Origin of the sequence: Stenotrophomonas sepilia (genome assembly GCF_003244875.1) — a bacterium.
Classification (GTDB): Bacteria; Pseudomonadota; Gammaproteobacteria; order Xanthomonadales; family Xanthomonadaceae; genus Stenotrophomonas; species Stenotrophomonas sepilia.
Genome location: NZ_LXXZ01000040.1, coordinates 229774 through 254219, shown reverse-complemented (window position 1 = coordinate 254219; position 24446 = coordinate 229774). Strand labels below are relative to the sequence as shown.

At 66.2% G+C, this 24446-nt stretch carries 23 protein-coding genes; 10 read left to right on the top strand and 13 right to left on the bottom strand.

Features of this window, described 5'->3' with window-relative positions; translation table 11 throughout:
* Positions 1-278 precede the first annotated feature (278 nt).
* From A7X97_RS07715 to pip, 5 genes are all read right to left on the bottom strand, one after another.
* The gene (locus tag A7X97_RS07715) at positions 279-1016 is read right to left on the bottom strand and encodes an MgtC/SapB family protein (RefSeq protein WP_049448085.1); all 738 of its coding nucleotides are present in this window, start codon (positions 1014-1016) and stop codon (positions 279-281) included.
* A gap of 31 nt (positions 1017-1047) precedes the next feature.
* On the bottom strand, positions 1048-3807 hold the full coding sequence (gene mgtA, locus A7X97_RS07710) for a magnesium-translocating P-type ATPase (protein WP_111007769.1): 2760 nt from the start codon (positions 3805-3807) through the stop codon (positions 1048-1050).
* Positions 3808-3870: 63 nt separating this feature from the next.
* On the bottom strand, positions 3871-4170 hold the full coding sequence (locus A7X97_RS07705; RefSeq protein ID WP_072167132.1) for a hypothetical protein: 300 nt from the start codon (positions 4168-4170) through the stop codon (positions 3871-3873).
* A 293-nt stretch (positions 4171-4463) separates the two neighbouring features.
* Positions 4464-4763 (bottom strand): EF-hand domain-containing protein, encoded by a 300-nt coding sequence (locus tag A7X97_RS07700; RefSeq protein ID WP_111007768.1) that lies wholly within the window; start codon positions 4761-4763, stop codon positions 4464-4466.
* Positions 4764-5071: 308 nt separating this feature from the next.
* A complete protein-coding gene (pip, locus tag A7X97_RS07695; RefSeq protein ID WP_111007767.1) occupies positions 5072-6019 on the bottom strand; it encodes a prolyl aminopeptidase in 948 nt (315 codons plus the stop codon).
* A gap of 114 nt (positions 6020-6133) precedes the next feature.
* On the opposite strand from pip, the gene A7X97_RS07690 reads away from it, so the two are divergent.
* A complete protein-coding gene (locus A7X97_RS07690) occupies positions 6134-6799 on the top strand; it encodes a TraX family protein (protein ID WP_072167129.1) in 666 nt (221 codons plus the stop codon).
* Between the two features lie 458 nt (positions 6800-7257).
* Entirely contained in the window at positions 7258-7614 is a 357-nt protein-coding gene (locus A7X97_RS07685) for a hypothetical protein (protein ID WP_111007766.1), read from the top strand.
* A 185-nt stretch (positions 7615-7799) separates the two neighbouring features.
* Here the strand turns inward: A7X97_RS07685 and A7X97_RS07680 are convergent, their stop codons facing one another.
* On the bottom strand, positions 7800-9995 hold the full coding sequence (locus tag A7X97_RS07680; RefSeq protein ID WP_111007765.1) for a TonB-dependent receptor: 2196 nt from the start codon (positions 9993-9995) through the stop codon (positions 7800-7802).
* Positions 9996-10233: 238 nt separating this feature from the next.
* Here A7X97_RS07680 and A7X97_RS07675 point away from each other — a divergent pair, with 238 nt between their 5' ends.
* The 4 genes from A7X97_RS07675 (at position 10234) to A7X97_RS22245 (ending at position 12892) form a co-directional block, all read left to right on the top strand.
* Positions 10234-10827: a TetR/AcrR family transcriptional regulator gene (locus tag A7X97_RS07675; RefSeq protein ID WP_088497563.1), complete on the top strand. Its 594-nt coding sequence runs from the start codon at positions 10234-10236 to the stop codon at positions 10825-10827.
* 118 nt (positions 10828-10945) lie between these two features.
* Entirely contained in the window at positions 10946-11572 is a 627-nt protein-coding gene (gene lepB, locus A7X97_RS07670) for a signal peptidase I (protein ID WP_111007764.1), read from the top strand.
* 95 nt (positions 11573-11667) lie between these two features.
* Positions 11668-12756 (top strand): DNA glycosylase AlkZ-like family protein, encoded by a 1089-nt coding sequence (locus A7X97_RS07665; protein ID WP_111007802.1) that lies wholly within the window; start codon positions 11668-11670, stop codon positions 12754-12756.
* A gap of 13 nt (positions 12757-12769) precedes the next feature.
* On the top strand, positions 12770-12892 hold the full coding sequence (locus A7X97_RS22245; RefSeq protein WP_260808591.1) for a hypothetical protein: 123 nt from the start codon (positions 12770-12772) through the stop codon (positions 12890-12892).
* A gap of 119 nt (positions 12893-13011) precedes the next feature.
* Here the strand turns inward: A7X97_RS22245 and A7X97_RS07660 are convergent, their stop codons facing one another.
* The 3 genes from A7X97_RS07660 to A7X97_RS07650 form a co-directional block, all read right to left on the bottom strand.
* Complete coding sequence (locus A7X97_RS07660) at positions 13012-13605, bottom strand: mechanosensitive ion channel domain-containing protein (protein ID WP_111007763.1); 594 nt, start codon at positions 13603-13605, stop codon at positions 13012-13014.
* Positions 13606-13611: 6 nt separating this feature from the next.
* Positions 13612-14478, bottom strand: coding sequence for a glucose 1-dehydrogenase (locus tag A7X97_RS07655; protein WP_019659796.1), 867 nt, complete (start codon positions 14476-14478; stop codon positions 13612-13614).
* Positions 14479-14578: 100 nt separating this feature from the next.
* Entirely contained in the window at positions 14579-14962 is a 384-nt protein-coding gene (locus A7X97_RS07650; RefSeq protein WP_072167125.1) for a sensory rhodopsin transducer, read from the bottom strand.
* A 59-nt stretch (positions 14963-15021) separates the two neighbouring features.
* Here A7X97_RS07650 and A7X97_RS07645 point away from each other — a divergent pair, with 59 nt between their 5' ends.
* Positions 15022-16008, top strand: coding sequence for a TIGR03885 family FMN-dependent LLM class oxidoreductase (locus tag A7X97_RS07645; protein ID WP_111007762.1), 987 nt, complete (start codon positions 15022-15024; stop codon positions 16006-16008).
* Here A7X97_RS07645 and A7X97_RS07640 read toward each other — a convergent pair.
* Positions 15978-17564: an alpha-amylase family glycosyl hydrolase gene (locus tag A7X97_RS07640; RefSeq protein WP_088497568.1), complete on the bottom strand. Its 1587-nt coding sequence runs from the start codon at positions 17562-17564 to the stop codon at positions 15978-15980. The two genes, A7X97_RS07645 and A7X97_RS07640, sit on opposite strands and share 31 nt — an antisense overlap.
* A 160-nt stretch (positions 17565-17724) precedes the next feature.
* On the opposite strand from A7X97_RS07640, the gene xth reads away from it, so the two are divergent.
* From xth to A7X97_RS07630, 3 genes are all read left to right on the top strand, one after another.
* Positions 17725-18516, top strand: a complete 792-nt coding sequence (gene xth / locus A7X97_RS07635) for an exodeoxyribonuclease III (RefSeq protein WP_111007761.1) — start codon at positions 17725-17727, stop codon at positions 18514-18516.
* Between the two features lie 217 nt (positions 18517-18733).
* Positions 18734-18859, top strand: a complete 126-nt coding sequence (locus tag A7X97_RS22240; protein WP_255299118.1) for a hypothetical protein — start codon at positions 18734-18736, stop codon at positions 18857-18859.
* Positions 18860-19017: 158 nt separating this feature from the next.
* Entirely contained in the window at positions 19018-21726 is a 2709-nt protein-coding gene (locus tag A7X97_RS07630; protein ID WP_181503430.1) for a class III lanthionine synthetase LanKC N-terminal domain-containing protein, read from the top strand.
* 30 nt (positions 21727-21756) lie between these two features.
* Here A7X97_RS07630 and A7X97_RS07625 read toward each other — a convergent pair whose 3' ends face one another.
* From A7X97_RS07625 to A7X97_RS07615, 3 genes are all read right to left on the bottom strand, one after another.
* Complete coding sequence (locus A7X97_RS07625) at positions 21757-23469, bottom strand: sensor domain-containing diguanylate cyclase (RefSeq protein ID WP_072167120.1); 1713 nt, start codon at positions 23467-23469, stop codon at positions 21757-21759.
* Between the two features lie 120 nt (positions 23470-23589).
* Entirely contained in the window at positions 23590-23784 is a 195-nt protein-coding gene (locus tag A7X97_RS07620) for a hypothetical protein (RefSeq protein WP_061480303.1), read from the bottom strand.
* On the bottom strand, positions 23784-24419 hold the full coding sequence (locus tag A7X97_RS07615; RefSeq protein ID WP_111007801.1) for a DNA-3-methyladenine glycosylase: 636 nt from the start codon (positions 24417-24419) through the stop codon (positions 23784-23786). Before A7X97_RS07615 ends, A7X97_RS07620 begins: the two co-directional genes overlap by 1 nt.
* Positions 24420-24446: the final 27 nt, after the last annotated feature.

Sequence of the window (24446 nt, the reverse complement as noted above, 5' to 3'; positions counted from 1 at the left end):
GGTCAAAGCGATGCCTGGTAGTGCCGGCCGCTGGCCGGCATCTGCACGGTGCTTCCGGAGATCACGGGGTTGCCGGCCAGCGGCCGGCACTACCCCCAGCGGTGGGCATGCCGAGGCGATGCATGGGGCGTCCGCGGATCATGGGTCGGCGTGCTCGTGTGGGGTGGGTGCCGACCGTAGGCCGGCACAAGCCAGAACGATGCCTGGTAGTGCCGGCCGCTGGCCGGCATCTGCAGGGTGCTTCCGGAGATCATCAGGTTGCCGGCCAGCGGCCGACACTACTCCTCCAGGCTGGCGTTCCAGAACCCCTGCAGGACGCCGGGCGTGGTCGCCAGCGTGGCCAATACCGCATCGAGTTCGCCCGCATCGACGGTGGTGGCATACAGCACCGCTTCGATCTCCACGTCGCGCTCGCCAAACGGGCGCTGGTCGACTGCGCGCACCGGGTACTGTGCCTGTTCAAGCAGCAGCAACAGCTGGTCCAGCACCTCGGCCTGTTGCTCGCGCTGGCAGACCACGTTGATCGCATAGGTCGCTTCGCTGAACGCTTCCGGCAGCGGCTGCCGCTGGATGCGGTTCACCACCGGCCGCAGCAGGGTGTTGGCGGCCAGCACGAACACCGCCGCCAGCACCGCTTCCGGCAGCAGCTTGATACCCGCGCATGCACCCACCGCCGCCGAGCCCCACAGGGTGGCGGCGGTGTTCAGGCCGGACACCTGCGCACCATCCTTCATGATCGCGCCGGCGCCCAGGAAGCCGACGCCGGAGATCACATAGGCCACCACATGCAGCGGCGACGGCGGGCCGCCGTACAGGTCATGGAAGCGCACCGCCAGATCGACGAACACCGCCGCTCCCACCGCCACCAGGGTGTTGGTGCGCAGGCCCGCGGTGCGTTGGCGCAGCTGCCGTTCCAGGCCGATGGCCGTGCCAAGCACGAACGCCACCGACAGGCTGATCAGCGAACTCAGGGTTGCGCCGGCGTTGAACGCCGGCAGGTTCGGATTGATGTCCATTGTGATTCTCCCTGGACAAGGCGGCGGGCGCTTACTGCCAGCCGTAGCGACGGATGTAGAAGCGCTTCAGCGCGGTGGTCAGCACCGCATAGCCGAACAGGATCGCCACCAGGAACGGCCAGTAGCCGGCCGGCAGGGCCTGCAGCTTGAAGTAGCCGGCCAGCGGGCTCATCGGCAGGGCCACGCCAATGGCCATGACCAGGCCGGTCATCAGCAGCAGTGGCGGCGCGGCGATGCTCTGCAGGAACGGCAGCTTCGGCGTGCGGATCATGTGCACGATCAGGGTCTGGGTCAGCAGGCCGACCACGAACCAGCCGGACTGGAACAGGCCCTGGTCGGCCGGCGTGCGTGCATCGAACACGTACCACATCAGCGCGAAGCAGCTCAGGTCGAAGATCGAGCTGATCGGCCCGAAGAACACCATGAAGCGGCCGATGTCTGCCGGGTTCCACTTCAGCGGCCTGCGCACCAGCTCTTCGTCCACGTTGTCGAACGGGATGGCGATCTGCGAGATGTCGTACAGCAGGTTCTGCACCAGCAGCTGCAGCGGCAGCATCGGCAGGAACGGCAGGAAGGCCGAGGCCACCAGCACCGAGAACACATTGCCGAAGTTGGAGCTGGCGGTCATGCGGATGTACTTCAGCATGTTGTTGAACGTGCGCCGACCCTGGATGACGCCTTCCTCCAGCACCATCAGATTCTTTTCCAGCAGGATGATGTCGGCGGCCTCCTTGGCGATGTCCACCGCACTGTCCACGCTGATGCCGATATCGGCCGCGCGCAGCGCCGGTGCATCGTTGATGCCGTCGCCGAGGAAGCCGACCACCTTGCCCTGTGCACGCAGCTCGCGCACCAGGCGCTCCTTGTGCAGCGGCGTCAGCCGGGCGAACACGCGATGGTGGTGCAGCGCCCGCGACAACGCGCCGTCATCCATGCGCTCGATCTGCGGCCCGGTCAGGATGGTGTCGGCATCCAGTCCCACCTGTGCGCACACACGCGCGGTCACCAGTTCGTTGTCGCCAGTGAAGACCTTGACCTCGACGCAGTGTGCGGCCAGCGCCTGCAGCGCCTGCGCGGCCGATTCCTTCGGCGGGTCCAGGAACGCCACGTAGCCGACCAGGGTCAACCCGCACTCGTCCGCCTGCGAGTAGGTGGTCTGGCTGGCTGCGGTCTCCTTCATCGCCACCGCCACCACGCGCAGGCCCTGTTCGTTCAGTTCCTCGGTGGTCTGCCGCACCCGCGCCAGGCGGCGCTCGTCCAGCGGCATGTCCTGGCCGTTCTCGCGCACGGTGCTGCACACCGCCAGCATCTCTTCCACGGCTCCCTTGCAGATCAGCTCATGGTGGTCCTCGCGCTCGGAGACCACCACCGACATGCGGCGGCGCTCGAAGTCGAACGGGATCTCATCCACCTTGTGGTAGTCCTGCGACAGCCGCAACGAACTCTGCAGCTCCACGTGTTCCAGCACTGCGCGGTCCAGCAGGTTGATCAGCCCGGTCTGGAAGTGACTGTTGAGGTAAGCGAACTTCAGTACGTCTTCCGAATCGTGGCCGAACACATCGGTGTGGCGCTCCAGCGCGATCCTGTCCTGGGTGAGGGTGCCGGTCTTGTCGGTGCACAGCACTTCCATCGCGCCGAAGTTCTGGATGGCATCCAGGCGCTTGACGATTACCTTGCGCCGCGACAGCAGCACCGCGCCCTTGGCCAGGGTGGAAGTGACGATCATCGGCAGCATTTCCGGCGTCAGGCCCACCGCCACCGACAGCGCGAACAGGAACGCCTCGGTCCAGTCGCCCTTGGTCCAGCCGTTGATCAGCAGCACGAATGGCACCATCACCAGCGCGAAGCGGATCAGCAGCCAGCTGACACTGTTGACGCCGGCCTGGAATGCGGTGGGCGCACGGTCGCTGGCGGTGCTGCGCTGGGCCAGCGTGCCGAAGTAGGTGCGGTTACCGGTGGCCAGCACGATGGCGGTGGCCGTACCGGACACCACGTTGGTACCCATGAACAGCAGGTTGTGCTGTTCCAGCAGGCCGGCCAGGCCATCGCCCGGGTGCGCGAACTTCTCCACCGGCAGCGATTCGCCGGTCATCGCCGCCTGCGCCACGAACAGGTCCTTGGCATTCAGCACGCGGCAATCGGCCGGAATCATGTCGCCTGCCGACAGCACGATGTGGTCGCCGGGCACCAGTTCACGGATCGGCAGGTCCAGCAGGCGTGCAGGGCGACGGCTGTGCAGGCGCGCGCCGAAGTACTGGTCTGCCACATCCGCAGCCTCGGTGCCGGGATTGCGGCGCAGCACGCGCGCAGTGTTGCCGACCAGTGCCTTCAGCCGCTCGGCCGCTCGGTTCGAACGACCCTCCTGCACGAAGCGGATCAGCGTGGACAGCAGCACCATCGCACCGATGACGATCGTCGCCTTGATGTCCTCGGTCAGCCAGGATACCGCCGCCAGCACGGTCAGCAGCAGGTTGAACGGATTGCGGTAGCACTGCCACAGGTGGCGGCACCACGGCAGCGGCTTCTCGTGATCCACCTCGTTGGGGCCGAGCGTGGCCAGTCGCTCCTCGGCCTCGTGCGGGCTGAGGCCATCGGCATGTGATTCCAGCGTGGTCAGCAGCTCGGCTTCGTCCTGCTGGGCGAGGGTGACCAGGCCGGTGGTGAGCGCGAACGGCGCGGCCTCGGCGCTGCCAGGGCCGAAGCCGGCTTCGGGCATCGCACGGCGGCGGAACAGGTTGCCTGCGCGGCGGCTGCGCAGGAAGGCGTTGAACCAGGCGTTGAGCAGGCTCATGGGACGCTCCTCGAATGTCAGAGCCGGCCGCAGCCGGAACACGAACGGAATGGGTGAGGCAGGTCAGGCGTGGCGCATGGCCAGCACCGCTGGCGACCACGGCTGCATGCGCAGGCGCTGGCTGCCACCGATGCACAGTGGCTTCATCGCGTCGCGCAGGGGATAGGGCAGGTGGCGCAGCACATTGATGCGCTCGCTGATCGGGAGCAGCGACAGCGCGTCGGCCACAACGCGTGGCGAACCGAGCGACAGCGAACGGGCAAACATGATCGGGCCGTACTGCAGCAGCTGGCTGCGCAGGGCGGCAACATCGCGCTCGCCGATCAGGCGACGCAGGGTGATGTAGAGGATCTTGTAGGACATGGGGGCGATCTCCAGGCAGGCGGCGCCTGGCGGTCCCCCGTCACTCAGGCAGGCAGGGACCGGCGGCCAGGCGCCAGGAACAGGCAGCAATCAGGCATACGGGTCGCGGTGCGCCCGGAAGGGTCGGGGTCCATCTGCGTCTCCATGAGGGGAGGGGGCCGGCCAGGGTTGCCCTGCCCAGTGGTGCTATTGTCCGCGCCTGAACGGGACAGTCCTAGAGGTCCGTGGGTTAGCCCGGCTATACCTTGGTATAGCCGGGCATGCACAGCGCCAATCGGGGGTTCGGTGATGGATCAATGCGAAGCGCTGGTCTGCTTGCACACGTCGTACTCGCCGCGGCTCAGCGTCTTGTTGCGGTCGGTATCGCAGGCATGCAGGCGCTCGGCCCAGTCCGGTGCCACCGCATCGACTTCCGCCAGGGTGACGATGCCGTCCTTGTCCTTGTCCAACGATTCATACGGCGGTATCAGCTTCACTTCGGTGACGTCCTCGTCGGCGGTGGCCCTGCTCGCCTCCTGGGTCCTGGAACAGGCGCCCAGCAGCAAGGCCGCAGAAAGCGAGAGTACAATCGGAAGGTAGCGACAAGCGATCATGGCGTGCTCCTGAAGAAAAGGCGGACGACCGGTGCGGTGGTCACGGCCGGATCTTCTGCGGGAGGCTGTAAGCGGGCTGCGAAGAATGGGGCCCGTCGACCATTGCCGGTGGGCCGCCATTCACCGGGCCGCGCAGAGGCGATTGCGCGCGGAGGCCTTGGGGGCGGTGGCTCGACGGAGACGCCTCGGTAGAGTTAACTGCTAGTGCAGCGCGGGGCCTTCAGCTTCCTGCCAAGAGCAGTCGACTAACAGTCCACTCTACCCTCGAACGGCAGGAAGCCGGCCAGCGGCCGGCACTACCGTCTGCTTCAGAACCGGTCGGCAAAGGCATCCGTCGCCCGCACCAGCGCATCCACCGTGGCCGGCTCGTTGGCGCTGTGGCCGGAGGTCACCATTTCCAGCCCCGCCTCCGGCCAGGCCTTGGCCAGGTCCCACGCGCTGCGCGGTGGGCAGATGATGTCGTAGCGGCCCTGCACGATCACGCAGGGCAGATGGCGGATGCGATCGATGTTGCGCAGCAGCTGGTCGGGTTCCAGGAAGATGCCGTTGCGGAAGTAGTGCGCCTCGATGCGGGCCTTGGCCAAGGTATCCAGCGGATCATCAGTGGATTGGGCGTCGACGTCGTGCTGGAGGGTTGCCGCGTTGTCTTCCCAGCCGAGCCAGGCCTGCGCGGCTTCGATGCGGGTCGCCTCATCCGGGCCATCCATGCGGGTCCAATAGGCCGCAATCATGTCGCCACGCTCAGCCTCCGGAATGTAAGCCTCATAACGGTCCCAGCGCTCCGGAAAGATCCAGCGCGCACCGCCATCGGCCTCGGCGAACCAGCGATTCTCCATTTCGCGTCCGAGGAATACGCCGCGCACGATCAGGCCGGTGGCGCGCTCGGGATGCGCTTGTGCGTAGGCCAGTGACAGGGTCGACCCCCAGGAGCCGCCATAGACCAGCCAACGCTCGATGCCCAGGTGCTCACGCACTTTCTCGATGTCGGCCACCAGGTCCTGCGTGGTGTTGTCGCGCAGCTCGCCGAACGGTGTGGAGCGGCCGCTGCCACGCTGGTCGATCAACACGATGCGGTAGCGTGCCGGATCGAAGAAGCGGCGATGGGTGGGCGAGATACCGGCGCCCGGGCCGCCGTGCAGGTACACCACCGGAATGCCGTCCGGTGTGCCGCACTCTTCGACATGCAGCGTGTGCAGATCGCTCACCGGTAGGGTGAACTCGCGGTAGGGCTCGATGGCGGGGTATAGGGTGCGCATGGCGGGTGTCTCACAAGCAGGGGCGGCCAGCATAGCGCCGCCACCTGCGGGCTGCAGCGACGGGCTCCTGCGCGGCGCTGGAAATGGGCTGGCCGATGCGCATAAGCTTCCGCGATGCAAGCGACCACGACCGGGACGTCAACCTTCAACTTCACCCTTGGCAGCGGTGCGCGCGAGCTGTTGAAGTGGATCGCACTGCTGGCCATGACCGGTGATCACGTGGCCAAGGTGGCCTTCGGCGGCTACGTGCCGGTGGTCAGCGAACTGGGGCGTATTGCCTTCCCGCTGTTCGCGCTGGTGATGGCCTGCAACCTGGCCCAGCCCGGGGCCGACCTGCGCAAATCGATACGCCGGCTCGTGCTTTGGGGGTTGATCGCCCAGCCAGTGCACGCATTCGCGTTTGGTTCCTGGCTGCCGCTCAACATCCTGCTTACTTTCACTCTGGCGGCCGTGGCCGTTCATGCGCTGGCGAACCATCGGCCCGTTCTGCTGTTGCTGGCTGCCGGCGTGCTGCCGATGTTCGTGGATTACCAGTGGGCGGGTGTCGGCTGCGTGCTGCTGGGATGGATCGCGTTCCGGCATCGCGCGTGGTGGCTGTTGCTGGTCGGGCTCGCAGCGGTGTGCTGGGCGAACCACAACGGCTGGGCGCTGCTGGCCGTTCCGGTGGTGCTGCTGGCCGCGCGGGTGAATTGGCCACTGCCGCGCTGGCGGTGGGTGTTCTACGGGTACTACGTGGGACATCTGGCGGTGCTGGCGTTGATTGCCTATCTGCTTGCGTAATGTCGCAACTGGCGCGTCGCCTGTCTTGAATGCCGGATGCGGTCAAGGAATGCGCGGTGCCGATGCGGGTGAAGCATGCCGCCATCGGCATGGTGCAAGTTGTTGAATCTTCGGCTCGATTGTCGATATGCGACAATGCTGCCACTGCGTGAACGTTGCTGTCTTTGCACGTGGGTTGTTGGCGCCTGCCACCCCGCCGTGCACATGATGGATTGCCGCCGGAAAAGGGTGGCCGGGTGTGGAAACCCGTTTAGCTATGCGTTGTTTACGCTTGCCAGCCGGCGTCGCCTTGCGCGGCGCCGGCTGGCATTCCGTTCGCGTTCCATGGCGGGCGGTACGTGGGGTGCGCGCAAGCGAACCCACCGGGTAATGACGCTTAGCTACCGGTTTCCACACACGTACCGTCCGCCGCCTTTGTTAAGGGCGGTGGTCCCGCATGCCTTGCACGGAGACCTGCCATGAACGCATCGGAGTTTCCCCATCAGCGCGCCCCGGCCAATGCCGATGAGGGGCACGACATCCCGCCCGATCCCAACAACCTGACGGCCCTGCTGCATCGCATCGGGTTGGGCGCGGCTGCCGACGGCCAGCCCTGGCCCGAGCGCCATCAGCTGCCGGGCCGGTGCCTGGCGTTGGCCGACGCCGACGGTGCACTGGCCGGGCTGCGTATCGTGCAGGAGATCCTGCTGGCGGCCGAACGCGCCCGCCAGAATGGCGGCCCGGAACAGTACGTGGGCGATCGCGTGATGGAAGGTCTGAAGCTGGCCGCGCTGGCGCTGACCAATCACGCCATCTTCCGCCTGCATCCCGAGTAGAGCCACGCCATGCGTGGATGCTGTTGGCGTGGAGCCGAGCGTGGGCTCGGCTCTACAGAATATTCGCATCCTGCCTGGATGCCGTTGGCGGATGGCCCCGCGTTCTGTAGCGCCGAGCCTACGCTCGGCTCACCAGACAGAACCGGGCCGAGCATGGATCGGATCTACAGGGGTTCCGCGCCGCCTCAGAAATCCATCGTCGCCGACACCAGCACCGTCCTAGGTGCACCCAGCGCCAGGCTCGACAACAACGGCATGCCCCAATACGCCTTGTTGGTCACGTTGTTCACACTGGCTCTCAGCGCAAGCGGTCGACCCGCCACGGTGGTGCTGTAGCGCGCGCCCACGTCGAACAACGTCCGCCCCGGCACCGACAGGCGGTTGTCGGCGCTGATGTACTGCTTGGACATGGCCGTGGCATTGCCGGTCAGGGTCAGGCCTTCCAGCGCGGGCACATCCCACTCCACGCCCAGCTTGGCCTGCCGCTGCGCAATTGCCGTGGCCATGCGGCCTTCATTCACGCCGCCCGCCGTGCGGGTCAGCTTCGGCTGCACGTAGGCCACGCCGCCCAGCAGGCGCACGCCGTCCAGTGGCGCACCGAAGAAGCCCCATTCCACGCCGCGGTTCCGCTGTTCGCCGCCGAACGAGAAGATATTCGTGACCGGGTCGGTGTAGCTGCTGGGCCGCTTGATCTCGTACACGCTGAAGGTGTGCGCGAAGCGGCCCAGGTCCAGCTTCAGGCCCAGCTCCTTCTGCCTGGTGCGGAACGGCGCGAATACATCGCCGGCATTGGCGGCGGTCATCGGCGCGGTGGCGCCCTGGCTGAGGCCCTCGATGTAGTTGGTGTAGAGGGAGATCGTGTCGGTGGCTTTCACCAGCAGCGCCGCTGCCGGCGTGGTGGCGCTCTCGTCGTAGCGTGAGGTGCGCGCACCCGTGGCGACGTTGAAGGTCTCACTGACCACCTGCTGGCGGCGCACGCCCAGGGTCAACTGCACGCGTTCATCGGCGAAGGACAGGGTATCAGCGAAGCCGAGGCTGTCCAGCCGCAGTTCGGTATGCGAGATGTGCGGCGCTACGAACGGCGCGGCCGGGCCCCACACCGGGTTGTAGAGGTTGGTGGTCCAGTCCCAGCCCGGCACGCTGCGGCGGCCGTAGTCGTTCTGGGTGTGCTGGTAGTGGGTCACGTTGGCAGCCCACTGGTGGCCGACCCTGCCGGTCCGGAACGAACCGCGCAGGCCGGCATCGCCGGACTGCTTCCTGATATCGAAGGCGAGCTGGCCGATCACCGTGGTGAAGTCGCCGGCCGGGTTGAGGATCTGCGCGCTGATCGAACCGTTGTAGCGGTAGTCGGTCCTGCTGGTGCCGTAGGCCAGGTAGGCCATCAGGGTATCGTTGATGTCCAGTTCGCCGCGCAGCATCGCGCCCTTGTCCTGGCTGTCCACGTAGGCCCAGTCCGGGTTGATCAGCGTATCGCCACGCGGCGGCCGCGGAATGGCGACGCCGGGTGCCAGGCCGACGCCACGTGCGGGGCCGTCAACACGGTCATCGGCGCTGTACAGATCGGCCGACAGCCGCGCACGTTCGCCGCGCCAGTCCAGTGCCAGCGAACCGAGCTGGACCTTCTTGCGCTGCTTGTCCACTGCGCCATCGCCATCACGGTACGCGCCGTTGAAGCGGACGCCGAACTGCTTGCCCGCGCCGAGCCGACGGCCCATGTCCACATGGGTGCCGAACTGCGCGTCGGAGGCGAAGTTGGCGCTGACCCGCAACAGCGGCTGCTCGCCAGCGCGCTTGGGCACCAGGTTCACCGCGCCGCCCACCGAGCCGCCCGGCGGCATGCCATTGAGCAGCGCGGAGGGGCCTTTCAGCACCTCGATGCGTTCGAACATCTCCGGCGAGGTACGGTAGTACGGCGCCATGCCGCTGAGGCCGTTGAAGGTGGTGTCGCTGGTGTTGGAGGCGAAGCCGCGGATTGCGTAGTTCTCGCTCCAGGAACCGGTGACGCCGTTGCTGAACACCGTGGGGTCGGTGGCGGCGATGACGTCGGTCAGGTCCTTGGCCTGGCGGTCGCGGATAAACGACTCGGTGTAGCTGACCGTACTGAACGGCGTATCCATGAAATCCTTGTCGCCGAGCAGGCCGATGCGGCCACCGGCGGCGACCTGGCCGCCGGCGTAGTCGCCGGTCACGCGGCGCTGTTCCTGTACCTGCACCGAGGGCAGGGTGGACGGCGCGGTTTCGGCCAGCGCGGCACACGATGCCATCAGGCCAAGCGCGAGCGCCGATGCGCGGTAGCGCCGGGCCAGGCCGTGTGGAAGTGGCTGGCTGCAGGGCACGGCGGCAGCTTGGTTCTGTGAAGAGGAGAAGGGGGATACGGTCATACCAGGGTCCTGTGAATCGCGAGGGCGAGCGCGCCTGGCGCGCGGCCATCGGCAAGCACGGGGGAGGGCGCAGCGCGGGGTTGTCGGCTGGGTGGGGACCTGGCGGGAAGTGAGCCACGGGCTCGATCCGGACGGCGCCATGATTGCGAACCAGACGCATTCCGAATTAGTTGAGTAAATTAAACTAAAGAGACCAAAGCGGACAAGAGGGTCCCTTTGCTGGCACCCTCGGCAGGGTATGAACACGCAACGCGAAACCACGGTGCCGCCGCGCGGCCGTCCACCGACCATCACCCCCGAGCGCCTGGCCGACATCGGCATCCGCCTGGGTCTGCCCAACCTGACCATGGCCAATGTGGCCGCCGAGCTCGCGGTCACCCAAGCGGCGCTGTACAAGCGCGTTGCGAACCTGGAGGCGTTGAAGCGGCTGGTGGCCGAAGCCGTGTTCCAGCGCTGGCAGATTCCGCGCGCGTCGGCCGATGCGGCGGGCGGCCTGCAGGGCTATCTGATGGTGTTCGTGGAATCGTTGTGCGAGGTGGTGAAGGCGCATCCCGGGTTGCCGCCATACCTGCTGCGGCGCACGGTGGCGACCGCGCCGATGCTGGAAAAGATTGCCTCGCACCAGGCGCACGTGGCCGAAGTGTTCGGCCTGCCGATGGACAAGGCGCGCTGGCTGCTGGCCACGATCGCGTTCTACTGCATCGCCGGCGCCGACACCATCTACGCGATTGCGGATGACGAAGAGGGCCAGGTGATCACCGAGTTCAAGCAGGGCATGCAGGCGCTCGTGATCGGGTCGTTGCAGTTGTTGGATGCGGACGGCGATCTGTAGCGTTGGTCGTGCCTGTGGGCCCTACGGGCGGGCACATCTGGGACCTGTCCTATGTGTGGCCAGGTGTGCCCGGTCTAGCCTAGGGCTCCGAGTCCTTCCATCACCTTCCGGAGCCCTTATGGATGCCACCCTCCGCGCGTCGTGGTCCCAGCGAATGCTGGCGTGGCTGAAGAAGGAGGCCGCGCCGCTGCTGATGCTGCTGGGCCTGTTCTTCGTTGCACGCGACACCCTGGCCAACCATTACGTCGTGCCGAGTGGTTCAATGCAGCCCGCCTTGCAGCCGGGTGACCGCGTCGTTGTCGATATGCGCGCGTACGGCCTGCGCCTGCCTTTCAGCGGGCTGAAGCTGATGGGCGCCACCGTGCCGCAACGCGGCGAGGTGGTGGTGTTCGCTTCGCCGGCCGATGGCGTGCGCATGATCAAGCGCGTGGTGGCCGTGGCCGGCGACCGCGTGCGTCTGCAGGATGGGCGCCTGAGCGTCAATGGACGCCCCCTCCAGATGACCTATGCGAGCGGCGTGGAACGGTTTGGCAAGCGGCACGCCTGGCTCTACCTGACGCATGGCGGAGGCCCGGACATTGCCGATGTGCAGGTACCCTCCGGCAAGGTACTGGTGCTGGGTGATCACCGTGGCAACAGCCTGGACGGCCGCTTCTTCGGATGGGTCGATGCGGACCGGATTTATGGCCGCGCGATGGCGGTGTACTACCGCCGGGGTGAGGGCGTGGTCTGGCAGCGCCTGTAGTTGGATCCGGTGAAGGGTCCGGGTGCGATGAGCGCTAGCCCTCGGGGGAATTGCCGTGATCCCATCCACGCATGGCGTGGATCTACAATGCAGCCATGCCTGCCACGCCTACCCTTGAAGATCTGCGCCGCTACGCGGTGGCGCGCACCCTGTTCAAGCCGACCACGCTGTTGACCGCAATCCGGCGGCTGGGCTTCGTGCAGGCCGACCCGATCCGGGCACCGGCACGCGCGCAGGACCTGACCCTGCGGCACCGGGTGAAGGACTACCGCGCGGGTGATCTTGAACGTCGTTATGCGCGCTTGCCGGTGGAAGAGGACTGCCTGGTGAACTACGGCTTCCTGCCGCGCGAGCATCTGGCGCTGATGCACCCGCGCGTGTCCAAGCGCGAGTGGGACGCCGAGACCCATCGCCGCGCGGCCGACGTGCTGGCGTTCGTGCGCGAGCGCGGCAGCGTGCACCCCCGCGAGGTCGACCAGGCGTTTGCGCATGGGCGGGTGACCAACTACTGGGGCGGCACCAGCAATGCCAGCACCCACCTGCTCGATGGCATGCACTACCGCGGAATGCTGCGCGTGGCGCGGCGTGACAACGGCACCCGTATCTACGCCGTGGCCGAGCATGCCGAGGCGGATGCCAGCGAGCAGTCGCAGGTCGAACGCGCGGCCGCCCTGATTGATCTGGTGGTGCGCAAGTACGCGCCGCTGCCATCGGCCAGCCTGACCTACCTGGTGCGCCTGCTGGGCTATGGTGCACCGCATCTGGCCGAGCAGACCCGCAAGGCATTGGCGCTGGCCAAGCAGCAGCTGGCCAGCTGCTCGCTGGAGGGCACCACCTGGTACTGGCCGGCAGACGAGAATCCACGCTCGCGCAGGCACGCGCCAGACGATCAGGTGCGCCTGCTGGCGCCGTTCGACCCGGTGGTGTGGGACCGCCGCCGTTTCGAGTTGCTGTGGGATTGGGTCTATAAGTTCGAGGCCTACACACCTGCGCCAAAGCGCCAGTATGGGTACTACGCACTGCCGGTGCTGTGGCATGACCAGGTGGTGGGCTGGGCCAACCTGAGCGTGTGCGGCGGTGAGTTGGTGCCGAACGTGGGTTATGCCGGAAAGTCGCTGGCCCGCGACAAGGCATTTCGTGGCGCGCTGGACGACGAGTTGCAGCGCTTGGCGGAGTTCCTGTAGCGCCAAGCGGCGCATGGGTACCTATCTGGTGCTGGCCGCGTTGGTGTGTTCGTCTGTGATCGGGCTGGGCTTTGGCTACTTTCCGGCGCGCAGCGCCGCGCAGCTGGACCCGATCCAGGCATTGGCGGCGGAGTAGGGTTGCACCCGCTGTGGCACCCGTAGAGCCGAGCCAATGCTCGGCTGCTCTCCGTTCAGGTCGCGCTGCACCGAGCGCTGCGCGCAGCAAGCCGAGCATGGGCTCGGCTCTACAGCTACTCAGCGCACCTTGCCTTTGATTGGCACGCTTCCCGGCAGCTGGGAATAGCCGCTGTCACCCCAGTGGCGGGTGATGCGCTGGAAGAACAAGGAGTTGGGCACGCGCAGCAGGCAACCGCGCGCGCCTTCGCCACGATCACTCAGCGTGGTGTAGATCAGGTTGACGTCCACCACCTGACCGCACAAGCCCGGCTTGTCCACGCTTTCCAGCACCTCGATGGTGTCATTGATGCGGAACGGGCGCGTGGCGACGATCAGGAACGAACAGAACAGGTTGGACAACACGCTCCATGCAGCAAAGAACGCCACCGCACCGACCGCCATGAACCCGGTCAGCGCGGTCCACAGCACCGAGCGCGACACGCCCAGTCGCTCCAGTATCAGCAGCGCAGCCGCCAGATACAGCAGCAGGGCACCGCCGCGGCGCAGGCCCACATGAAGCTCTGGTGCCAGCCTGCCGCGCTGCCGCGCCTGCACCAGCAGCCACGCCAGGGCACGCACCATAACCCATGCGACGCCGAGGATGGCGAGCACCTCGGCCACCGGCACAACCACGGTCAGCCAGTCCTCAATCCAGGCGGGCAATCCGGCCATGAGGGGTCACAGTGTTGCCGCGCCGCCGGAGATGGTCAGCAGCGCACCGGAGGTGTAGCTGGCGCTGTCCGAAGCCAGCATCACATAGGCCGAGGCCAGCTCGGCCGGCTGTCCGGGGCGGCCGAATGGCGTCTGCGCGCCGAACTGTTCGACCTCTTCGGCGGCCATGCCTGCGGGAATGAACGGCGTCCAGATCGGGCCGGGCAGCACGGCATTGACGCGGATCTGATGCTCGGCCAGCAGGCCGGCCAGCCCCAGCGTCAGGTTGGCGACGGCACCTTTGGTTGCAGAATAGGGAAGGATGTTCGGCGTCGGCCGCTTGGAGTTGACCGATGCGGTGTTGATGATCGCACCGCCACCGCGCAGGTGCGGGACGCACAGTCGGGTCAGATTGAACACGGCATGCACGTTGGTATCGAACGTCCGCTTCCAGTCATCCAGGGTGATGTCGTCGAAGTGCTCGTAGTAGCGCTGGTAGGCCGCGTTGTTGACCAGGATATCGAGACCGTCCAGTTCGCTGGCCACGCGGTCTACGAGCGATCGCGCCTGTGCCGGGTCACTGATGTCGCAGGGTACCAGCACGGCTTTGCGCCCGGCCTGTTCGATCTGCTGCTGCACATGGCGGGCGTCGTCCTGCTCGCCATCGAGGAATGCGATGGCAACGTCGGCGCCTTCGCGCGCGAAAGCGATCGCCACCGCCGCGCCGATACCGCTGTCACCGCCGGTGATCAATGCCTTCTTGCCCTGCAGCAGGCCATGCCCGCGATAACTGTCCTCGCCGTGGTCCGGCCGGGGCTGCATCTGCGCAGTCTTGCCGGGGAAGGATTGCTGCTGGGCCGGGAACGGCGGGCGTGGGTAGTCGGGCAGGGCCATCGTCACTCTCCGAAAGGAAACCGGCGCCAGTCTCCCTCCAAGCGGGTAAACGGCTGGACGGCGCGGTGTCGTTGCAGCGTGGACGCCTGCGCGCGCGGCTTCACACTGGATGCGCGATGGTGGTCATGATGCTGTTGGCCGGTTGCCGTGAATCCAGCCGCGTGTGCTGCACGATGATCGGCTGGTCGGATTCGACGAGGGTGGCGAAGCCCGTACCGAGCGGCACAGGTGCCGGATCCTGCAGGTCGTTGAAGCGCAGATGGCAGGTGCGCCGCGCCGGCACTGTAATCCGGTAGGGACCCACCGGATCGCGGTCCTCGAAGTAGAGGGTCAGCGTGACATGCGCGTCCTCGCTGCCGGCATTGAGGACACAGCAGGTTTCGTGACTCTGCATCTCCGGTGACGGGCCGTTGCTCCAGGCTGGAATGTAGCCCTCGGCGATAGCCCAGCGTCGATGCCCGATGCAGGGAGTGTTCGTTTCCATGACGCCGTTTTAGCTGGAGGGGTGTTGCCATCGTGTCCAGTCTCCGCACGGAATCCGTGATGACCATCGGCTACCACGCATCGCATGAGCAGTTCCCGCCCGCCACGTTGCTGGGCCTGGCGCTGCGCGCCGAACAGGCGGGATTCGAGGCCCTGATGTGCTCGGACCATTTCCACCCGTGGACGGCTGCGCAAGGGCAGTCGGGCCACAGCTGGGTGTGGGCCGGCGCGCTGGCGGTGCAGAGCGCGTTGACCCTGGGCATGGTGACGTGCCCGATGCTGCGCCAGCACCCGGCCTTGGTGGCCCAGGCAGCGGCGACGCTGGAGCAGCTGGCGCCGGGCCGGATCTGGCTGGCGCTGGGTACCGGCGAGGCGCTGAATGAGCGCGTTACTGGACAGCCGTGGCCAGCCAAGCGCGAGCGGCAGAAGGCACTGCGCGCTGCGGCCGAGGTGATGCGGCGACTGTGGGGAGGCGAGCGGGTCGACCACAGCGGTGGCTTCCAGGTGCGCCAGGCGCGACTGTACAGCCGACCGGCCCTTCCCCTGCCGCTGCTGGGTGCAGCCGTCACCGAGGAAACCGCACGCTGGATGGGGGGCTGGGCCGATGGCCTGATCACCATCAGCCAGCCACTTGCGCAGTTGCGGCGTGTGGTGGCGGCGTTCGAGGACGGCGGTGGCAGGGGCAAGCCGATGTACCTGCAGGCCAAACTCTCCTACGCGCGCGCCGAACAGGCGGCGTTGGACGGTGCGATGGAGCAGTGGAGCGCCAATGTGCTGCCACCGGAACTGGCCGAAGGCCTGGACCAGCCCGAGCAGTTCGAGGCACAGGCCCGGGCGGTCAGTGCCGAGGAGCTGCGCCAGCACGTGCATGTCTCGGCGGATCTTGGCCAGCACCGGGCCTGGCTGCAGGAACTGCAGTCACTGGGCTTCGATCGCATCTACCTGCACAACGTGAACCGCGAGCAGGACCGCTTCATCGATGATTTCGCCGAACACGTGCTGCCCGCGCTGCGCACTCAGGCGCCCTCGGCGGCCAGCCACGCGTAGCCGTGGCCCTGCAGGATGCAGCGGTTATCCTGCATGGTGGTGCCGTGGCCCACCAGCATACGCAGCGGGCCGTGCAGTGGCACCTCTACCTCAACCGGGTTGTCGCCGAAGTTGATCAGTGCAAGCGCCTGGTGGGGGGCCTCGCCGTAGCGGAGCATCAGCAGCGCAGGTGAAGGTGGGTCGAGCGTGTGTGGCCCCTGCTGCAGCACGGGATGGGCATTGCGTTGCTGCAGCAGCTCGCGCACACGCCGCAGCAGCGAGCCGGGCGTCGCGCGTTGCGCCTCGACATTCACTGTCCGGTAACCGTAAGCGCCGTCTGCCGGAGGCGCGCGCCACGCATGCCGTGGCTGATCGGTAAACCCCGCCCCTGGGCGGTCGTGCCAGTGCATCGGCATCCGCACGGCGTTGCGCTCGGGCAGTTCCAGGCAGTCGCCGAGGCCGATTTCCTCGCCATACCGGATCACCGGCACCTGACCCAGCGACAGCAGTGCGGCCCAGGCCATGGCCTGCCACGCGGTGTCGCCGTCCAGCATGGGCGCCAGCCGGCGGCGGATGCCGCGGCCATAGATGCGCATGCCAGGTTCGGGCGCGAAGCGCTCCATCACCGCTTCGCGTTCGTCGGGCCGCAGCTGCTCCAGGTCAAGCTCATCATTGTTGCGCAGCCAGGCGATGCGCGTGTGCGGCGGCGCCTGCGGTCCGTATTCGGCCATGACCCGGGCCACTTCACTGGCGTCGCCGCGCGCCAGGGCCAGGAAGAAATGATTGTTCAGATGGAAGTCGAGCAGGTGCGAAAGCCGCCGCCCCTGGCACAGGAAGTCACCGTAGCGGGACGCGGGGACATCCGCTTCGCCGATCAACGGCAGCCCTGGCTGCTGTGCGTCTGCCGTGGCGCGCATTTCCTCCAGCAGCCACAGCCCGTCGTCGCGCGGGTCCGCGTGGCGGGCGCGCTCGACCATGTACGGGACCGCATCCACGCGGAAGCCGGCCACGCCGCGCTGCATCCAGAACGTCATCACCCGCAGCAGTTCGTCGCGTACTGGCGCATGGGCCAGCTCCAGGTCTGGCTCGTGCCGGTAGAACATGTGCCGGTTGAACGCGCCGGCCTCGGCGTCCCATGTCCAGGCAGACGCCTCGATCGGCGGGAACATCGGCTGCAGGCCGTCGTCGGGCACGTGGTCGCTCCACAGGTACCAGCGGCGCCAGGCCGGGTCGCCGCGCTGCGCGGCGACGAACCATGGGTGGGCGCTGGCAGTGTGCTGCATCACCAGCTCGACGATGATGCCCATACCGCGTGCGTCGGCAGCATCGACCAGGCGCTGGAACGCGGTCTGGTCGCCCAGGCGTGGATCGATGCGGTAGTGATCGGTGACATCGTAGCCACCGTCACGGCCGGCATTGCAGTAGAACGGCAGCAGCCACACATGGCTGATGCCGAGCCACTGCAGGTAGTCCAGCTTTTCGGTGATGCCATCCAGGGTGCCCCAGCCGCGCCCATTGCTGTCGCGGAACAGGTAGGGGTCGACCTGGTAGATCGCGCGCAGCGGGCGCACCGCCATGGGGCTTCTCCGTCACTGGCCACGGGTGACCAGCCTGCTGTCGCCCGTGGCAGCGGTTGGTGAAACGGATGGCACCCTGTCGTGACATGGCATCCACGGATTCTGCATGCGCGGGCGCGCACAGTGAACGCTCATTCCCGGCGCCGAGGAGACTTCCTGCATGGCCCGACGCAAGACGCTTCGCATTGCCACGTTCAACGTCAACGGCATCGGCACACGCTTGCCGCAGCTGTTGGACTGGCTGCACAGGGAATCGCCGGATGTGGTTGCCCTGCAGGAACTGAAGGCGACCGACGCCGCGTTTCCGGCTGCGGCATTGGAAGAGGCGGGCTACGGCGCGCTCTGGCAGGGCGAGGCGCGGTGGAACGGCGTGGCGCTGCTGGCACGAGGGACCACGCCGGTCGAGAGCCGCCGCCGATTGCCGGGCGAGCCCAAGGACACCCAGAGCCGCTACCTGGAGGCGGTGGCGCACGGGGTCATCGTGGGTGCCCTCTACCTGCCCAACGGCAACCCGCAGCCCGGTCCCAGGTTCGACTACAAGCTGCGCTGGATGGAGCGCCTGATCCGGCATGCGCGCAGCCTGGTCGAGCTGCCGCATCCGGCGCTGCTGCTGGGTGATTTCAACGTGATTCCCACCAAAGCCGACGTCTACGACCCCAAGGCCTGGCGCCGCGATGCGCTGTTCCAGCCGGAGGTGCGCGAGGCCTTCGAACGACTGCTGGCGCAGGGCTGGACCGATGCGGTGCGGAAGGTGCACGGCGACGCCACGATCTATACCTTCTGGGATTATTTCCGCCAGCATGCCGAGCGCGACCGTGGGTTGCGCATCGATCATCTGCTGTTGAACCCCGTACTGGCGTCGCGACTGAAGGGCGCTGGCGTCGACCGCTGGGTACGCCTACAGGAAAAGGCCAGCGACCACGCGCCGGCGTGGGTGACGGTAAGCGCGTGATCAACGCGCGGCAGGGCCCGCATCCGGCATCTGCAATGGAGTAATCAAAGCAGGGTGGTCCATTCTGTGATGGATAAAGCGGAATTTGATAATGCGATTTGACATCGAAAACCCGCTGAGATTATAAGTGGCGCGCGGTGCAGCTATATTGAGCAAAATACTGATCTGCTTCACCGTATTCAGCAGTGTTCATCTCCATTAAATAAGGAAGTGACGAATGAACAATGTACTTGCCCTGCAGACCCTTGAAATCGAGTGCCTCGATGTCTCTGAAACCTGCACTGCCTGCCTGTCTCTGATCAGTTCGGATGCAGGCATCGAAGATGGCATGGATCAAGCCTGATCGATCCCGCGTCCTGTTGCCGGCGAGCGCTTTTTGACGGCACCGGGCAGCTGATCCAACGTGCGCCGCCGGCATCCCGTTGGCGGCGCATTTGTACCTGGCCAGCCGGATGTTTCCGGATCAACCCAGCTTGGGCCGGGATGACAGGGAGGTTGTTGGTGGTCGACACGACGGCACGGATGTATACGTTGTTAGACGATGTTCATTTCGAGAACATCGAACGCTATAGGCCGACGGATGAATATTCTTCCGTTGCTCGCAACCTGCTCCCTGCCGACTGGCAGTTGCAGCCACGTGGGTTCTGGACACACTGCCGGCCGCCGGGATGGAAGAGCCGCTCCCACGGCTGGAAGATCCACATATCGAGCATCCCGGAGAACGCCGAAGAGACCATCGCGGTAGCGTGCGAAGAGATCGCGGCCGCGGGTGCCATGTTCAAGTTCTGCTCCGATCCGCGCATGCTGGCAATGTCGCTGGGAAAGGGATGGTCGCGGTTCCAGCTTGGAAAGTTCATCACGCTCTATCCGGCAGGCGAGGCCCAGTTTCTCAGCCTGCTGGAACGGCTGCACGTACGTACGCAGCACCTCGGTGGACCACACATTCTTACTGATCGCCCGTACAAGGGGAGCAGTGTTGTCTACTATCGCTACGGTGCCCACTCGGAGGGCTTCCGACCCGACATCTATGGCAACAGGCAGCAGGGATTCCGGCTGGAGGATGGCTCTTGGCACGACGACGTGCGAGGTGCCCACTTCCGGCTCCCTCCAGGCTGCACGGACCCGGTGGTTCCGTTGGAGCGTCCTGCGGTCGATCCGCCGCCGGCGGAGATACTGCTCAACCAGCGCTACAGGGTGCTGGGCGCGCTCAAATTCAATGGTACAGGCGGCGTCTACCACGGCGTGGATATGGATACAGGCCAGCGAATCGTGATCCGCGAGGTGCGCGGCTTCGCCGGCTCAATGCAGGCACTTGCTCCGCATGTGCTCGTGGGCGGTATCCAGCGTGAGGCCAGGATTCTGCAGAAGCTGTCGGGCACTGGCTTGGTACCCGAGTTCGTGGCGCTGTTCAAGGAGTGGAACAATTGGTTTCTCGTCGAGGAACAGCTGGAGGCTTCGACGCTGTGGGACAGCGCAATGGACTTCTACTTCTCGGAGGAGCTGCAGACGGCCGCCGATGGCTTCAGGCGCATCCGGGAGAAGATTGTCAGCATTGCAGAGGCGCTCTCCGTCGTGCATTCACGTGGTGTCGTACTTCGCGACCTGACACGTAGTAACGTAATGTTCACCGCCGCCGGGAAGGTGAAGTTCATCGATCTCGAATTCGCGCATGAAATCGGTGTTGACGACCGCTGGGTGAAGGGGTGGACACCCGGATATGCATCGGCGGAACAGCGTGCGTCGCGGCGACCGACCGTGCAAGAGGATCACTATGCGCTGGGTGTGCTGATCCTGGATATGCTCACCTTCTGCGCCTCCGGTCTCGACCTGGCCCGTGGGCAGATCGTCGACGGAAAGTTGCCTCAGGTTCTGGCCGACCTAGGCCTGCCCGAGGCGCTGCGGGATATCGTGGTCGGGTTGACCGATCAGGATGCAGGCAGGCGCTGGGACATCGCCAAGACGTTGAAAGCGCTGGGCAACATTGAAGTGCCATCGCTACGGCGGGTGATGTTTCCGTCCCGCCAGGAGCTGCTGACCGCGCCGGTGCCGGCGCCCTCCGAGTGCCGGGCGCTCCAGGACATCCTTTCAGGGCTCGCGGCCTATCTGCACTCCGCTGTCGACACCGGGCGTGATGATCGTCTCTGGCCAGCCGGACCGCAGCTGTTCTTCACCAACCCGGTTTCGCTTCAGTTTGGCGCGACGGGAACCGCATGGTTCCTGCTACGGCATGAGGGGCACCTCGACCCGGCAATTCTTGACTGGATCCAGGACAGGGCGGTCAGTGAGCGGTGCCCGCCAGGGTTGTACTCCGGACTAGCCGGGGTCAGCCTGCTGCTGTTGCAGGCCGGGAGACGGGAAGCGGCGATGCGGGTGCGCGCGGGCGTCGCGCAGTCGGGCGACGCACTGGCAACTCCTAGCCTGTACTTTGGTGCGGCCGGACAGGGCCTGATGGACCTGCACTTCTGGCAGGCCACCGGTGATGGCGCTTACCTGTCATCGGCGATCAGCATCGGCGAAGGCCTGCTGGAAAGCTCCCGGCGTAGCCCGCAAGGTCGATTCTGGTCATCGCAGGGCAAGATCTTCCTTGGGTTGGGTGATGGTCAATCCGGGATTGCACTGTTCCTTAGCTACCTTGGCGTGGCCAGCGGCGATGCCCGGTTCCTGGAGGCGGCGTCGCAGGCGCTGGATTACGATATTTCCCATGGCATCCGTGTGGCCGGACGGCTGTTCTGGAAGAATCTGGCGGATGCGCCCGCCAATGCGAGCAACTCACCGCACACACGGTTTGGTGCAGCGGGCATCGGTACCGCCTGCCTTCGCCACTTTGCTGCGACGGGTGAGGTGCGTTTCCGCGAGATTGCCCTGGAGTGTGCCTATTCGGTCCGATCAAGGGTGACCAACAAGTTGTGGCAGGAGAGCGGCAATGCCGGATTCGGTGAGTACATGCTGGACCTGGCTTGCGTCTTGGGGGATGAGCGTTACGCGAATGTGGCCTTCCATCACGCCGAGGCGATCGTACAGCACGCAGTTCCCATGCCCGTCGGGGTGGCGTTCGCGGGCCCGGCACATCACCGGGTCTGCAATGAGTACAGCGTTGGGGGCGCCGGCATCGGCATCTTCCTGGACCGGCTGCTGAAGCGCTCTCCACGATTGCTGATGCTGGATGGCCTGCTCGACCGACGGTCCGGTGCAGCGAGGCGACTTGCGTGAGCAGCGCGCGGTAGCGATCCGCGGGCGGTCCTAATCCTTCTGCGCGCGTGGCTCCCGACGCACGCGCGCGCGGGTGCGATACAGGCGGCTGTCCGCTTTCTGGATGGTGTCGGCCACCGGCTCGCCGGGCGTGTTGATGGCCGCACCCATCGAGAACGCGCTGGGCGAGAGCGCGGCGTGGTCCTGGTACCAATGCTCCAGTTCGCTCAACCGGCCGTCCGCAGGCGCGACCAGTACCACCATGAATTCGTCGCCGCCCAGACGCACCACCGTCTCCTCCTTGCCCAGCGGCGAGCGCAGGAAGGTGGCGAACTCGACCAGCACGGCGTCGCCACGCCGGTGGCCTTGGGTGTCGTTGATGTGCTTGAAGTGGTCCAGGTCGAACATCACGCAGGCCCAGCGCTCGTCAATCAGTTCATCCAGCCGGTGCAGGTAGCGCCGGTTGTAGCACTGGGTGAGCGGATCCTTGAAGGACATTTCGCGCAGCTGCTGCTCCTGCATCCGCAGCGCGGTGACGTCCTGTGCATGTCCCAGCACGTAGGGCGGGCTGGCCTCGCTGTCGAGCACGTTGTGGTACGCCCAGTAGTGGCGCGTACCGTCGGCGGCAATCAGCTCGATCACGCCAGCGTCGGTGTGGTTTGCCTGGATCCGAGCGAGGTAGGCCTTGAAGCCCTCGCGTTTTTCCGGCGGCATCAGGTCACACAGGCTGCGCCCGATCATCTGGCTTTCCTCGAAGCCCAGCGACTGCACCGCCGCGGGATTCACCGAGGTCAATGTGCCGTCCAGCGTGTGGGTGCAGATCAGGCCCAGGCTGTAGTGGAACAGTCGCCGGTAGCGGGTTTCGCTCGCTTCCAGCGCGTCCAGCGCGGCTCGTTCGTCCGTGATGTCCTGGATCGCCCCGACCAGGCGCGGATGGCCGTCGACCTGTTGCCGGCTGCCGACCACCCGGGTCCAGATCGCGCGCCCGTCGGCGGTGGTCATTGGCAGCTGCACCTCCCAGGACGTGCCTTCGTCGATGCAACGCTGCACTGCTGCCCGGATGATGTTGCGGCTGTCTTCGCGATAGAACGACAGCGCGGTGTCGAGCGTCGGTTCAAAGTTGCTGCGCACGCCGTGCAACTGCTTGGTCTCGCGGGTCCAGCGCACTTCGTTGGTGACCAGGTCCATCTCCCAGCCGCCCACCCGGGCGGCGCGGTTGGTGCGCTCCAGGAAGTCCTCACTGCGTTTGAGCTCACGATGCAGCGCCTTGGCCTGGCCCACCTGCGCCATCAGCGTGCTGCGCTGCTCCAGCACCTGGGTGGTGACCCGGGCAAGGTGCACCATCAGCTCGCGCTGGGACGGAGACAGCACGCCGGGCATCGGATCGAGCAGGCACAGTGTTCCGATACGCGCGCCGTGCGCCGAGCCCAGGGGGATGCCAGCGTAGTGGCGGATACGCGGCCCACCCGTCACCAGGGGGTTGGTGGAGAAACGTGGGTCCTGACGCGCATCGGGTATCTCGAACAGCTCGTCCTGGCGTATGGCATGGGTGCAGAAGGAAATTTCGCGGGCCGTTTCGCTGACGCTTTCAAGGCCGATGTTGGCCTTGAACCACTGGCGGTCTTCGGCCACCACGCTGATCAGGCCCATGGTCATGCCGGTTGCGGCGCGGGCGGCGGCGACGATGGCATCGAACACCGGCTCCGGGGGCGTATCCAACAGGTGCAGTCGTTCGATCTCAAGCAGTCGTTCGGCTTCGTCCATGGTGCTTTTCAGGGCAGGGTGGCGAGGGCGCTTGCGGCGGCTGTCTGGGACTACGGTAGTCGGTACAGTGTTATGTATCGCTGTGACGGGGTGATGCCGACGTGAGCTGGGTGCGCCGGTTCAGTGCTCGCGCAGCGACGCCTGCAATGCGGTTGCCAGCGCCGCGTCCCCGGACACCAGATCCTGCCAGCGCAACGCAATGCCCTTGCGTCGCCCCTTCTCCGCCAGCTTCAGGCCTTCAGGGTCCACAGTCAGGGTGTAGGGCTGGCCATCGATCTCCAGTTCGCGTCGCAACGGCTTGTCGAGAGGTGTCATCAACGTTTCCTTGCGGGGGCGGAGATGCGGCGTCGCCGCACCGATACGTGACGGTGGTCACGGACGTGCCATCGCCACGGGAAATCCACGGCTCGGGTGATGCCGATGCGAGGACCAACTTCCGGGTCGGACGGAGGCGGGGTGCCATCGCTGGCGATCACGATGCCATGGCTGCCGGTCACCAGATCGGCGCCGTCGAAGCTGCGGTCCAACCCGAAGGCCTGCGAGAGCTTGCCGGGGCCACTGGCCAGATCGTGGTCGCGGCGCGCGGCGGAACGCAGCTCGTGCATGCGCTCCAGGCCCGCCAGCGGCTCGACGGCCCGCAGCAGCACCGCCACGCCTTCACCGACCTCTCCGCAGACCACGTTGCTGCCCCAGTGCATGCCGTACGTGAAGTAGACATAGAGGTGGCCGGCCTCACCGAACATGCTGGCCGTGCGCGGCGTTGGCCCGCGATAGGAGTGCGCGGCGGGGTCGTCGCTGCCGGCATAGGCTTCAACCTCGACGATGCGGCCAGCGCGACCATCGTCGCGCACCAGCAGCTTGTTGAGCAGCTCCGGCGCAACGTCGGTCGATGGACGCCGGTAGAAGCGGCGCGGCAGGATCTGCAGGGAGGCGGGCAACCAATCCGGCACGGTGGTGGCAGGCTCGGGAGAAAGACC